8 protein-coding genes and 3 pseudogenes are annotated in these 12,551 nt (G+C 40.2%); 8 read left to right on the plus strand and 3 right to left on the minus strand.

What is annotated here, in order from left to right; translation table 11 throughout:
- The first annotated feature begins 492 nt into the window (after window positions 1-492).
- Window positions 493-1,182 carry a GntR family transcriptional regulator gene (locus I6L24_RS15635; RefSeq protein ID WP_004281969.1) on the plus strand — a complete coding sequence of 230 codons (690 nt, stop codon included), beginning with the start codon at window positions 493-495 and terminating at the stop codon, window positions 1,180-1,182.
- Window positions 1,183-1,407: 225 nt separating this feature from the next.
- Here the strand turns inward: I6L24_RS15635 and I6L24_RS15640 are convergent, their stop codons facing one another.
- Window positions 1,408-1,620, minus strand: a complete 213-nt coding sequence (locus I6L24_RS15640) for a hypothetical protein (protein ID WP_004281968.1) — start codon at window positions 1,618-1,620, stop codon at window positions 1,408-1,410.
- Between I6L24_RS15640 and I6L24_RS16845 the strand changes: the two are divergent.
- A pseudogene (locus I6L24_RS16845) lies at window positions 1,591-2,176 on the plus strand (IS4 family transposase); the annotation flags it as partial. The gene I6L24_RS15640 and the pseudogene I6L24_RS16845 overlap by 30 nt on opposite strands.
- Before the next feature lie 19 nt (window positions 2,177-2,195).
- Here I6L24_RS16845 and I6L24_RS15650 read toward each other — a convergent pair.
- Window positions 2,196-2,369 carry a hypothetical protein gene (locus I6L24_RS15650; protein WP_004281965.1) on the minus strand — a complete coding sequence of 58 codons (174 nt, stop codon included), beginning with the start codon at window positions 2,367-2,369 and terminating at the stop codon, window positions 2,196-2,198.
- A gap of 1,448 nt (window positions 2,370-3,817) precedes the next feature.
- Between I6L24_RS15650 and I6L24_RS15655 the strand changes: the two genes are divergently transcribed.
- The 5 genes and pseudogenes from I6L24_RS15655 (at window position 3,818) to pnuC (ending at window position 9,128) form a co-directional block, all read left to right on the plus strand.
- Window positions 3,818-5,023: a phosphotransferase enzyme family protein gene (locus I6L24_RS15655; protein ID WP_004281964.1), complete on the plus strand. Its 1,206-nt coding sequence runs from the start codon at window positions 3,818-3,820 to the stop codon at window positions 5,021-5,023.
- Between the two features lie 40 nt (window positions 5,024-5,063).
- Window positions 5,064-6,680, plus strand: a pseudogene (locus I6L24_RS15660) (TonB-dependent siderophore receptor); the annotation flags it as partial.
- 85 nt (window positions 6,681-6,765) lie between these two features.
- Window positions 6,766-7,898 (plus strand): IS3 family transposase gene (locus I6L24_RS15665; RefSeq protein ID WP_223235881.1). Its coding sequence is split into 2 segments (ribosomal slippage): window positions 6,766-7,018 and window positions 7,018-7,898, totalling 1,134 coding nucleotides; the frame shifts between segments, so codons are not numbered across the junction.
- A gap of 62 nt (window positions 7,899-7,960) precedes the next feature.
- Window positions 7,961-8,530: pseudogene (locus I6L24_RS15670) on the plus strand (TonB-dependent receptor domain-containing protein); the annotation flags it as partial.
- A gap of 28 nt (window positions 8,531-8,558) precedes the next feature.
- Window positions 8,559-9,128 carry a nicotinamide riboside transporter PnuC gene (pnuC, locus tag I6L24_RS15675; protein WP_004281962.1) on the plus strand — a complete coding sequence of 190 codons (570 nt, stop codon included), beginning with the start codon at window positions 8,559-8,561 and terminating at the stop codon, window positions 9,126-9,128.
- Between the two features lie 177 nt (window positions 9,129-9,305).
- Here pnuC and exaC read toward each other — a convergent pair whose 3' ends face one another.
- Window positions 9,306-10,817, minus strand: a complete 1,512-nt coding sequence (gene exaC, locus I6L24_RS15680) for an acetaldehyde dehydrogenase ExaC (RefSeq protein WP_004281961.1) — start codon at window positions 10,815-10,817, stop codon at window positions 9,306-9,308.
- Between the two features lie 201 nt (window positions 10,818-11,018).
- On the opposite strand from exaC, the gene I6L24_RS15685 reads away from it, so the two are divergent.
- Window positions 11,019-12,200 (plus strand): helix-turn-helix domain-containing protein, encoded by a 1,182-nt coding sequence (locus I6L24_RS15685; protein ID WP_004647792.1) that lies wholly within the window; start codon window positions 11,019-11,021, stop codon window positions 12,198-12,200.
- Window positions 12,201-12,551 lie beyond the last annotated feature (351 nt).

Here is a 12,551-nt window from a genome sequence, read left to right on the forward strand (position 1 = left end):
TACCCAGTGTCAAGTTACGGAACCGCACTCAGTGCGCTTGCCGGATTCAACAGTCTGGAGATCTTAGTATATTGCCCTATAAAGCTCATTTTATTAAAGATAATCTTTAATAGTCAAAGGCATTCAAATGTATAGATAGGGACTGTGTCAGGAAATGTGCTAGTAGAGGTGGGCAATAATGTCTAGAATCAAGGTACGTGATTTTCTCAGTCGACTATTACGAATAGCCGCCGATTTTGTAGATGCCTTTTAATTAGATTAGACTGTCACCACTCTCCTAGACAAATTTAGTCTATTCTTTTTGCATAAATGAGAATATTATGAGTGGACAACGATATTCTCTCAGAATCACGTATCAATCATGCTGCTAAACATTCTCATTAAAACAAGGGAATGCATCTTTTTACTGATCTGTACCTTGTTTTCAATTTTCCTCTGTTCTTTAATTTAGTACTATCTTTATCACTTATGAGCACTCACTGGATTCACTGAATGAAGTATATGGAAATCAGAGATTTGATTGAGGCTGAATTGAAAAATTACAGTTCTAATCAAATAATTCCATCCGAACGGTACTTGGCATTAAAGTTTGACTGTTCAAGGGAAACAGTGCGTAAGGCCTATGAACAGCTTCGTGCCGAAGATAAAATTTTCAAACGGCAAAATCTCGGCTGGTTCGTGAGTAATAAAAAAATTCAATATTATCCAAACTCAATTGAAAATTTTCGTTCTTATATGAAGGCACAGGGTTTTAATGCCAGAACTGAACTGATCTCGACCAGACAGCTGCAGCGATTGGATCACAGTAATCTTTTTAGCGAAGAAAATCGTAAATTGGGCTTTATTGAAATTATCCGTTTACGTTATGCTGATGATGTACCAGTACTTCTAGAATATAATTATTTACCTGTTGCGCTGTTTCCAGATGTGCTGAATTATAATGTGATTACTTCGGTCCAAGATGTCATTAAAAATCACTTTCATTATAATTACACGAGTAGTCAGTTAAAAATTAAAAATACCGGTGTGTCTCATTTTGAGAGCCAGCACTTAGGTATTCCTTTAAGTCAAACCGCCACTTATATTGAACGTATTTCAAAATCAGATGATCTAGTGATTGAATATGACATCGAAATCTGGTCACAGGACAAAATTGAAATGACCTTAGATATTCAAGCATAAGCTTATATTTATATCCTGCCCATTCAAATCCTAAGAAGTTAAATGGTTTTAGGATTTTTTTTATTTTCTTAGATTAGACCTCCTTCATAAATCATTCTTACTCAGTTGCAAATTATAAATTCCAGCAACTAGATTGAATCTCAAAAGGGGGGCTTTTAGCTCTACTGCGATAACGTTCTGAAAGTATTTTGAAAGTTTTTAGACTGCCAAATACATACTTAATTTCTATTCTTCTTTATTGATTTCCTGATTATAGATTTTTAGTTCAGGATCCAGTTTACAGCGGCTTTTGGCCTCTAATGGCAACAGGGTATTGGGATACAAAGTATAAATCCTTTGATAACCTCTATCTGTAAGAACAAAGGTTCCTGAAGGGATCTGGTTTAAATTGTGTTTGAACAATTCTAAATCAAGCGTAATTCTCAGCATGACTTTCATATCAGGATGCCAATATCAGCAAATGCCAAGAAACTTAATCCAACATTAGGGGGTATTGGGAAGTGCGTTTGATTGAAGTTGAGCAGAAAGGGAAAATTAGACGTTATATCACTTTATTAATGAACCCAAAGACACAGCCACTGATAGGCTTGGCGAAGCTTTATGCTCAGCGCTGGGAAATAGAAATGTGTTACCCAGAAATCAAAAGTGATTTACAGGAGGGCAAGCATTTGAGGAACAAGCAACCTGATTTAGTTTGTCAATAATTATGGGGGGCTTTATTGCCTACAATATTCTAAGAAGACAAATGAAACATATGGCTCAACGTGCAAAAGTCAGTCCTTTGAGAATCAGCTTTCATATTGCATCTATTGGCATTCTGAATATATTAAGATTCGACTCTTTAGACTCCGCAGGTAATTTACCTAAACATTTAGAAAGTTTACTGGAAAAATCTAAGAGATATGTTTTGCCTGAGAGGGGAGTGAGGAGTTGCCCACGAGTTGTGAAAGGAACACCACAGAAATACTCAAGAAAATGCCAGTCAATTTCTTAACTGACCGGCATCACTTTAATTAAGGGCTTTCAGATGATTCAGATTTTTTGTCTTTCTCATTTCCATAATCTAAAGCAACCTGTTGCGCTTCGGCGGCGGCAGTTGCTTCTATTGGGATGGATTCATCTGCAATAGCTACTGTTCCAGTAAATCCAAATAAGCTCAGGATTAGAATCTTTGAATACTTTTCCATCTGAATTTCCTCTGCGTTTCTAAAACTTAATTTCAGTGTAGAGGGTAAGTTTAAATTCCGATGTATGAGCTATGTCTGCATATGTAAGATATTCAGGATCCAAGTTATAGAACCTCGGGTTTATGTAAGAATACTTATCGGATGAGTTTTTTTGTAGCGTTGACTGGCCAAATACAGACCGATTTTCTTGAAAATCTTTTATAGGGAAGATAATTTAATGGCAAATTATAAAAAGAGCATAGCAATGGTCAACTGCGGTAATCCCCCTATAATAAAATCCAAGAAGACATAAACAATATGAAACCAGGTACGATGAAATAGATCAGCAATAATATTGAGTTAAATGACATGCAGGGTTTCCATACTTTCTTATTAAGTTTAGAAGAAGAAGGTGGTGTTGATATGATCGCAGTAGGTCATGAGTCTTATACAGGACATCGCCTAGTACATAAGGTTAAGTTTGAAAAGAATTAGCACCTCCTCTGAGAGATTTTTCTTTACCAGCCCTGTTTTTGTAACATCTAGTAATTTTTTTGTAACCTTATTGTTATTTATTGTTCACTTTGTTTATTATATAAAAGATGAAAGGTGGAGAATTTAAGATGCTCACTAAGGTCGAAGCCATTGTGATTTTACTAATGGTAATTGCATTAATACTCATTATTTATGAAATGGGACAAGGACTTAATTGGACTTTATAAACGCTTTCTCAGTTTAAAAAAAGTCCTCAATTGATGGCATTAATTTATTTATCAGAAGTTTCAGAATTTTGATCTTATACTTGGCTGACTAAAGATGAATAATATCTATATTGGTGATATTGTTTACCTAGTTTACGGTAGTCATCCAATGATGGTTGAAAAATTGCAGGATAATTTAGCTACTTGTATATGGTTCAGTGATAAAAAACATTTTTTCCGTGAGAATTTTCCCTTAAATATCTTAATAAAAAAAACGTAATTCAACAAAATATACCTGGGCGAATTCAAAGCTCATAGTGTACAGGTCATTTCGACCATGGCATGTGTTACTGATCTAAACAATGAATCACTGGTAGAATTTGCTGCTGAGGAACATGGATTTAAAGAGCTACTTAGTGAAGTCATGAAAATGAATTACGGTGCATTTCAAAACTATGTTATAGCTTGAACTGAGGATCAGAAAGCTTGTTTGAATTGATGTATTTCATCCGCAGATTATGCGCGAATGCTAAGAAATCTGGAGTTCGAATATTAACCAAAAAGAAGATCATTTTTTGATTTATGCGAGAGATCTATTTTATTTTTATATTTATAAGGCTAAACTTGCCTCCAATTTAATACTGGTATGTACCACTTAATTTTAGGGCGTGTCTTCAATATTAAATGTATTTAAAAATACTGTTTGCATGTTCGCCTAAACAATGATTTTCCATTATTACATAATGATCTGGCTCAGGAATATTGATAATGACCACAATGACTGATGATTTAGGTCATGGTATGGGCAATGCCTGGGAACATAAAGACTGGGCACATATTTCTGATCCAGAATTACAAAGCCTGCAGCAGCACTATTCCTGTTTACAAGGTCATTTTGAGATTTTGTGGTGTAGTCCCCGGCCATTTTCATCTGCGGCTCTGGTCAAGGTGGAGCAAGATTTTGTGAGCAGGGATGAAGCAGTCGCGCATCAGTATTTGATTAAGCGCAGCCATTGTTCCTTTCGTCGTGCCCGCGATATTTTACAGGAGCATGCCGTTCTTCAGCATTTAGCTAGCAAAGAAATTCCTGTTGCAGCATTGATTAGCTCAAATCAAGGTCTGACCGCTTTAGAGCTAGGTGACTGGACCTATGAAGTCTATGCAAAAGCAGCCGGCTTAGATCTGTATGCAGATCAGCAATCCTGGAAACCTTTTTTCTATGCTGAACATGCTGCGAAAGCGGGGCAATTACTGGCAAGCTTACATATGGCCATGCAGGATTTTCCTGAGCGGCAAGGCCGATCAGCATCTTATTTATTGTCCAATCAGCAGCTTTTAAACAGTGAAAATATCGTTACAGCCATTCAACGGCGCATTGTAAACAGTCCAGAATTAAGCCGTTACTGTGCCGACAAAAATTTAGATCCTTACTTTTTAGATCAAATCTTACAGGTTCACCAGCGTATTCAGCCTGTATTGCAACAGGCAAGCAGAATTTGGACCCATAACGATTTACACGCTTCTAATCTATTTTGGTCAGCACCGGATGCCAAAGCGGAGATTACTGCCGTAATTGATTTTGGTTTATCTGACCGAAATTCGGCACTTTATGATCTGGCTGTGACGATTGAACGTAATTTCATTGATTGGTTGGAATTAAAGCAGAACCCACATATTCCGATTGATGAAGCCGGTTTAACCGCTTTTCTCCATGCTTATTTTTCCGAGATACATCCACAAGAAGATTTTAGTATTTTGCCAGAACTGCTGAAAATCGTGCATCTGGATTTCGCTTTTTCAGAGCTGGAGTATTTTGTGGGCATTACCCACAACCTCAACCATGCAGATGCTGCTTATTACGACTGGATTATCGGTCATGTGGACTGGTTCTTTGGCGAACAAGGTCAACAATTTACCCAGACCTTAACCCGGCTCATTCAAGATGAATTGCAATCTTCTCAATGCTCTCTCTAAACCCAGCATCATCACCCACTTCACAGACATAAGGTTTCGTATGAACACTCGTCAACTCAAACAGAATGTATTAACTCGATCTTTAAATATGATCATTCTGTCGCAGCTGTGTTTAGCCCCGCTGACTTATGCTGAAGATGATGTTCGACAGCTTGACACGATTGTCATCAAAGCCGATCAAAGCATCCCTTACTCAAGTACCAAAGTGAATGTTGAGGGTTTTGCTACGGACAGTCTTCAAAAAATCCCTGCATCTGTCTCTGTCATCACAGCAGATCTCATCGCGGAACAGCATGCACGTGTACTGAGTGATGTTATAAAAAATGATGCAGCCATCGGTGATGGCTATGCCGCAATTGGCTATTATCCAAACTTTGTCTCTCGTGGCTTTGCACTCGATTTGGCATCTAGCTACCTCATTAATGGCAATGTGATTCGTGGTGAACAAAACGTCGCACTTGAAAATAAAGAACGTGTGGAAATTTTAAAAGGCATGTCCGCGATTCAAAGTGGGATGTCGACCCCGGGTGGGGTTGTGAATTATGTCACCAAGCGACCGAAAGATATTCAGGCACTGACATTCTCGGCCGATCAACACGGCCAGTTTTCAGTGGCAACTGATCTCGGTGGTTTTTTGGGTGATGAGCAACAATTCGGATATCGCATCAATCTGGTGAATGAACAGATGGAGTCTTATGTCGATCATGTCGATGGTGAACGCTATCTAGCGGCATTGGCCTTAGATTGGAAAACATCTGAGCAATCCAAATTAGAATTTGATCTTGAAGCACAGCGTTCCGAACAAAAATCAGTGCCAGGTTATCAATTACTGGATGGTAAAGTCCCAGAAAATGTGAAATGGGACCGATTGCTGGGTTATCAGACTTGGGGCAAACCGGTCACGATCGATAGTCTGAATAGCAGTTTAAAATATAGCTATGCATTGAATGATGACTGGAACTTGGGACTCGTCGCAGCCCACAGTAAATCCAAGGTTGATGATTATTCGACATTTGCTTACGGTTATTATCGAGAGGGATGTCTAGAAGCATATTCCTGTAACACGTTTGGTGAACAGGGAGAATATGATATTTACGATTATCAAAATCCTGATGATACCTATCAGACTAACCAATTTAAAATCAAGTTAGATGGTCTATTACATACTGATCGGGCGTTACATTACCTTAACTTTGATTTGACTTACACAGATAAATCTAGAAATCGTTACAACGGTATAAACCAGTACATAAATTCAGAAGACTATGTTGGTAATATTTACCAAGATACCTACGACAGGATCCCAGAAGAAGGAAATCTAGGTCCTTATTTTAAAGCTTTAGACAGTAAACAAACTGCATTGACGTTTCTTGATCGTATTGAATGGAATGAACATTGGACCACTTTGATTGGCGGAAAATGGATCGAGCTGGATGAACAAGCATATGATGCAGATCGGGTAAAAGTCCGCGATACTGATTTAGGCAAATTTTTACCGCAATTTGCGATCAGCTATAGCCCCTTGGAATCGACTACCGTCTATGCCTCGTATGCTAAAGGCCTGTCAGATGGAAAAACAGCGCCTTGGTTTGCAGAGAATGCGGCTGAAACTCTAGCACCGATCTATTCAGAGCAATATGAAATTGGTTTCAAAAGAGGTGGATCAGGAAATTTGAACAACACTTATAAGTGATATTTTGCTCCCCAAATGATGTTATAAACATCAATATATGGAGTATTTTATGGCACGTAGACCAAGAAGAAATCATTCAAATGATTTTAAAGCTAAGGTAGCACTTGCTGCGATTAAAGCAGAAAAAACACTTGCTGAATTGAGTGCTGAATTTGATGTTCATCAAAACCAAATTATCGACTGGAAAAATCAACTGATTTCAGCTTCCTCGCAAGCTTTCGATCAATCAAAAGCTCCAACAGAACCACCCATCGATCTAAAAAAACTACATGCAAAAATCGGTGAGCAGGCATTAGAAATTGATTTTTTAGAAGGTGTGTTGAAGAAACTGGGCCGCTTCAACCACAAAAGTTAATCGATGACTCACTTCAGATTTCAGTATCTAAGCAAGCTCAGCTGCTGAAAGTCTCCCGTGGTTGTTATTACTATCGCCCAAAACCTGTGAGTGCATCAGATCTGAAGCTAATGCGGTGTATGGATGAGTTACATATGCAATACCCTTTTGCAGGTAGCCGGATGATGCGTGATTTGTTGAATCGTCAAGGACATCATATAGGACGACGTCATACACGTACTTTAATGAAGAAAATGGGCATTAATGCGTTATATTGCAAACCAAATTTAAGCCAGGCTAATCAAGCTCACCGCAAATATCCATATCTGCTCAAAGGATTGGCTATTCAGCGCAGTAATCAAGTGTGGTCTACGGATATAACGTATATCCCTATGGCAAAAGGCTTTGTTTATTTATGTGCTGTGATTGATTGGCATAGCCGCAAGGTACTTGCGCATAGAGTATCGATTAGTATGGAGGTTACATTTTGCATAGAAACATTAAATGAAGCTATTGAAAAATATGGTCGACCTGAAATATTTAATACAGACCAAGGCAGTCAGTTTACCAGTGATGCATTTATTGATGTATTGAAATCAAATGGCATTCAAATCAGTATGGATGGTAAAGGTCGATGGGTTGATAATGTGATGGTTGAACGATTATGGCGGAGCGTTAAATATGAAGAGGTGTATCTCAAAGCCTACAGCAATGTTTTGGATGCGAAGAAGCAATTAAACGCATATTTTGAATTTTATAATTTGAAACGACCTCATTCGAGTCTGGACAAAATGACTCCAGATGAGTTTTACTATGACCAGCTACCACAACAAAATAAGGTAGCTTAACTAGAGCAGAGTATCACTTATAAATAAGCTTTTAGTTGTTCAAACATGTGGGACCACCTCTCAAACAACAGATCCATGATTTCCTGTTGACTGCAGCCGTTTTTGATTTACGTCAGGATAATCAATATAGCAAGCCGATTTCAGGACTTCGCTATTTTATTGCGGAAGGCGAACAGCATAGTCAGGGCCTGGAATTAGGACTGAATGGTGCATTAACCGACCATCTGGCCTTAACTTCATCTTTAGCCTTGACCAAAGCCCGTTTAGAAAATGTGGAAGCGGTTCAATATGGTAATCATCAGGCGCAAAACGTGCCAAAAGCTCGTTTCGCAACACATCTTCGCTATAACGTACCGAGCATTGCAGGTTTCACTGTTCTGGCAGGTGGTCAATACAGTTCCAGCAAATATGCCAACAAAGAGGGTGCTGCGAAAGTTGCAGGTTATAGTGTGGTTGATTTAGGCGCTGCTTATCAATTTAAGCTAAATACGACCGATGCATTGCTGCGCTTGAATATTAATAATCTGTTCAACAAGAAATACTGGCGTGATGCAGGTGAATTTTTGGGTGATGATTATTTATTCTTGGGTTCGCCGCGTACAGCAACCTTGTCATTCAATCTGAACTTCTAAATTGGCTGCTTAATCAGGTTATATTGCTATGGAAAATATAGAAATTGCAGCGTTCATTTTAAACGTTTTAGGTGTCTGGCTGACCTCCAAACAATATAAAGTCTGCTGGTTGGTGAATATTGTCGCTGTATTTTTATATATGATTATTTTTTATCGTGTCAATTTATTTGCAGACGCAGCATTACAAGCCGTATTTATCTTGATGCAACTGTATGGCTGGTATAGCTGGTCGAAGAAAAATCATGACCAGGCTATCACCGTGCAGATTGGCTATTTGAATAAAAAAATCTGGGTATATAGCCTGATTGTGGGTATTGTCGCCGGTCTGGTGATTGGCGCCTTATTTGCTCATTTCACCACAGCATCACTCCCTTGGTTGGATTCCATGTTGGCTTCTTTTAGCTTGGTGGCAAGTTATTGGGCGGCAAAAAAATATATTGAAAGCTGGGGATTATGGTGTGTGTTAGATGTGATTTATGTCGGCATGTATAGCTATAAGTCATTGTATTTAACCGCCGTGCTTTATTTTATTTTTATTCTTCTGGCACTCAATGGCTGGAGAATGTGGCGAAATCTTTATAGAGTGAAATTATCTTAAAATGACACTATTGCAAATAGAAATTTGAGGTGATGCTCTTTCCTTTAAAAAAAGTATTTATAGACTAAAAACTTTATTTGAATTGGCCGCAGCTTGAAGATGTTGCTGATATTTTGTGAAAGCTAGCTACCATACATTCAAAGCGAACCGAAGTTCGCTTTGAATGTATTTCACTTCTTAAAAGAACCCGGCTGGTTTGGTCGAATAGCTGACTAGCAAGTTTTTAGTCTGCTGATAATGATCCAGCATCATTCTGTGATTCTCACGCCCAATCCCTGATTTTTTATAACCACCGAAAGCCGCATGCGCAGGGTAGATGTGATAACAGTTAGTCCAGACCCGACCTGCCTGAATAGCACGGCCTGCACGGTAAGAGGTATGCGCTGAGCGTGACCAGACACCGGCACCGAGTCCATAAATCGTATCATTGGCGATCTTGATCGCATCATCGAAGTCTTTGAAGGTGGTCACAGCCAGTACAGGCCCGAAGATTTCTTCCTGGAAGGTCTTCATGTCATTGGTGCCTTTAAAGATAGTCGGCTCAATATAGAAACCTTGCCCCACTTCCTGACGTGCTTCACCACCAGTCAGGATCTGTGCGCCTTCTTCACGACCAGTGGCAATACAGCCCAGAATCTTGTCCTGCTGTTCCTGTGAGGCTTGCGCGCCAATCATGGTGTCAGTATCCAGCGGATGCCCGGTTTTAATCCGTTTCACCCGTTCAACGGCACGCGCCAGAAATTCGTCAGCAATACTTTCCTGGATCAGCGCACGCGATGGACAGGTGCAGATTTCACCCTGGTTCAGGGCAAACATGGCAAAACCTTCCAGCGCTTTGTCCAGATAATCGTCTTCCTGATCCATGATGTCAGCAAAGAACAGATTTGGTGATTTACCCCCCAGTTCCAGCGTCACCGGAATAATATTTTCGGTGGCATATTGCATGATCATCTGACCGACGGCGGTGGAACCGGTAAAGGCAATCTTGGCAATGCGTGGGTTGGTGGCTAGCGGGCGACCGACTTCAACCCCATAACCATTGACGATATTCAGGACACCCGGTGGCAAAATATCCTGAATCAGTTCAGCCAGCACCAGAATGCTGACCGGAGTCTGTTCTGCAGGTTTCAACACAATGCAGTTGCCCGCAGCCAGGGCAGGTGCCAGTTTCCAGACAGCCATCAGAATCGGAAAGTTCCACGGGATAATCTGACCCACGACGCCCAACGGCTCATGAAAATGATAAGCAATCGTATCTTCATCAATTTCGGAAATGCCGCCTTCCTGCGCACGAATACAGCCGGCAAAATAACGGAAATGGTCAATAGCCAGCGGAATATCGGCAGCCAGCGTTTCACGGATCGGTTTGCCGTTATCCCAGGTTTCTGCCACTGCCAGCAGTTCCAGATTTTGTTCCAGACGATCGGCAATTTTCAACAGAATATTGGAGCGGGTGGTCGGCGATGCTCTGTTCCATTGTTCTTTGGCTTTGTGCGCTGCATCCAGGGCCAATTCAATGTCTTCTACAGAAGAACGCGGAACCTTGGTAAAGACTTTGCCATCTACCGGAGAGATGTTGTCAAAGTATTCACCTTTGACCGGAGCGACCCATTCGCCGCCAATAAAATTCTCGTATTGTGCTTTAAAATGAACTTTTGAATCAGGTTGATTAGGATCGACGTAACGCATATTTATTTCCTTTGCTTATTTTCGTATGGCAAAACCGCTTCTACAGCTTTGGTATAAGGTACTTCTGCACCTTATTTGATTAATATAACTGGTATAAGGTTGGAAAAAGGTTGGAGCTAGCATGTTCACGATATTTTCATCCATTTTAAAAAAATAACGATTACAGCGGATGTAAATCATGAATTGTTGTGAGAATAAGGAATGATGACAAAACAAGATTTGATGGAAAAAAGGCACAATACTGATCAGCTTCGGCAAAACAGCAGTTTGTCTCCCTTACATGCAGAACAGCTGGGACAGAGTATTGCCAGCTCCTGGCAACGTTCATCCTCGGCTGAAATCCCGAAGAATCGTTTAGCAGCACCGCTGACGGATTTAAAAAAGACCACTTCTTCCTCAACTTTAGCCCAAGCCCTGCAACATTGTGCTCAGGATTTAAAACATATTGCCGAGCAATCTTCTATGGTGCTGGCGGTCGGAGATATCGGCAGCACCATCATTTGGGCAGCTTCTAGCCCACAAATGCAAAGTGCCGCAGAAAGTGTACATTTTATTGAAGGTGGGCAATGGCGCGAAGAGCTAGTCGGAACCAATGCATTGGCATTATCCTTAAAAACTCAACAATCCAGCTGTGTCTTTTCCAGTGAACATTACATGTCCTCCATTCATGATTGGGTTTGTTACGCTGCCCCGATTATTGATCCCTATTCAAAACAGGTCTTAGGTGTCATTGATCTGTCGACTACCTGGCCAAAGCATAACAGTTTAGCACTACTAGCTGCGGAGCGCTGTGCTACGATCATCCAGTCGGCTCTACTAGAATGCCAGAAGCAGCGCCTGTTTATTCGAGCTTTTTCAGTACCTCAAGTGCTGTTTAATGGCAAGATGCTGGTTCTGACTCCTCGACAGATTGAAATTCTGACCATTCTAGCCTTATGTCCGCAGGGTCTGAGTCTAGATACATTGCATCAAGCCTTATATGGCGAGCGCAAGGTCAGTATGGGGACTTTAAAAGCAGAAATGTCACAATTACGCGATTTATTAGGTGGTATGCTGGGTTCCAGACCCTATCGTTTATTGGCGCATGTAGAGGCTGATTTTTTAATGACAGAGCAATCTTTAGATGCTGGGTATATCGATTCAGCCTTGAAATTATGTACCGGCGTATTTCTGGCCAAAACAGAAAGTCCATTTCTATGCGCTTGGAGAGATTGTCTGGAATCACGCCTGAGCGATGCCATTTTCAAGGCTAATGAAACCGATGTCTTGCTGAAACATGTGGCACATTTTCCTGAAGCGATTGATGCTGTAGAACGCCTGATTGAACTGATGCCCAAAAACCATCCCGTTCATCAGACTCTGTTAAAATATAAAAATCTTTAAAGCTGATGTAACTATCGGTACAAAGCTAAACAGTTAAAATAGGAAAATTCTGGAATATTAAGTATTATTCTTGCTTACTGTGGGTTTGCTTATTAATTTAGACTGAACCTGATCCTAAAATTTTTATCAGTGGCTACCCAGTTTGCCTAGCTGCTTGATGGGATGCTCTTCATTAAAATCAGCTACGCTTACCTTCATGTCATTTGAAGGACGCGCAGTTTATTCCTCAGAGATTAAATATGATATTAAGATCATACGACGGGAAATTTTTTCTGGCTGGAACGGGCTAAAAAAATCGTGGCATTTTTCTACCATGGGATTAATGTCGATATTCATAATGAAGGGGACTTC

Source organism: Acinetobacter lwoffii, assembly GCF_019048525.1.
Taxonomy (GTDB): Bacteria; Pseudomonadota; Gammaproteobacteria; order Pseudomonadales; family Moraxellaceae; genus Acinetobacter; species Acinetobacter lwoffii_K.

What these genes read in the sequence shown, in the direction of transcription:
- I6L24_RS15650 (WP_004281965.1), bottom strand. Translation starts at nt 2,369, where the DNA reads ATGGAAAAGTATTCAAAGATTCTAATCCTGAGCTTATTTGGATTTACT.
- I6L24_RS15655 (WP_004281964.1), top strand. Translation starts at nt 3,818, where the DNA reads ATGACCACAATGACTGATGATTTAGGTCATGGTATGGGCAATGCCTGG.
- pnuC (WP_004281962.1), top strand. Translation starts at nt 8,559, where the DNA reads ATGGAAAATATAGAAATTGCAGCGTTCATTTTAAACGTTTTAGGTGTC.
- I6L24_RS15640 (WP_004281968.1), bottom strand. Translation starts at nt 1,620, where the DNA reads ATGAAAGTCATGCTGAGAATTACGCTTGATTTAGAATTGTTCAAACAC.
- exaC (WP_004281961.1), bottom strand. Translation starts at nt 10,817, where the DNA reads ATGCGTTACGTCGATCCTAATCAACCTGATTCAAAAGTTCATTTTAAA.
- I6L24_RS15635 (WP_004281969.1), top strand. Translation starts at nt 493, where the DNA reads ATGAAGTATATGGAAATCAGAGATTTGATTGAGGCTGAATTGAAAAAT.
- I6L24_RS15685 (WP_004647792.1), top strand. Translation starts at nt 11,019, where the DNA reads ATGATGACAAAACAAGATTTGATGGAAAAAAGGCACAATACTGATCAG.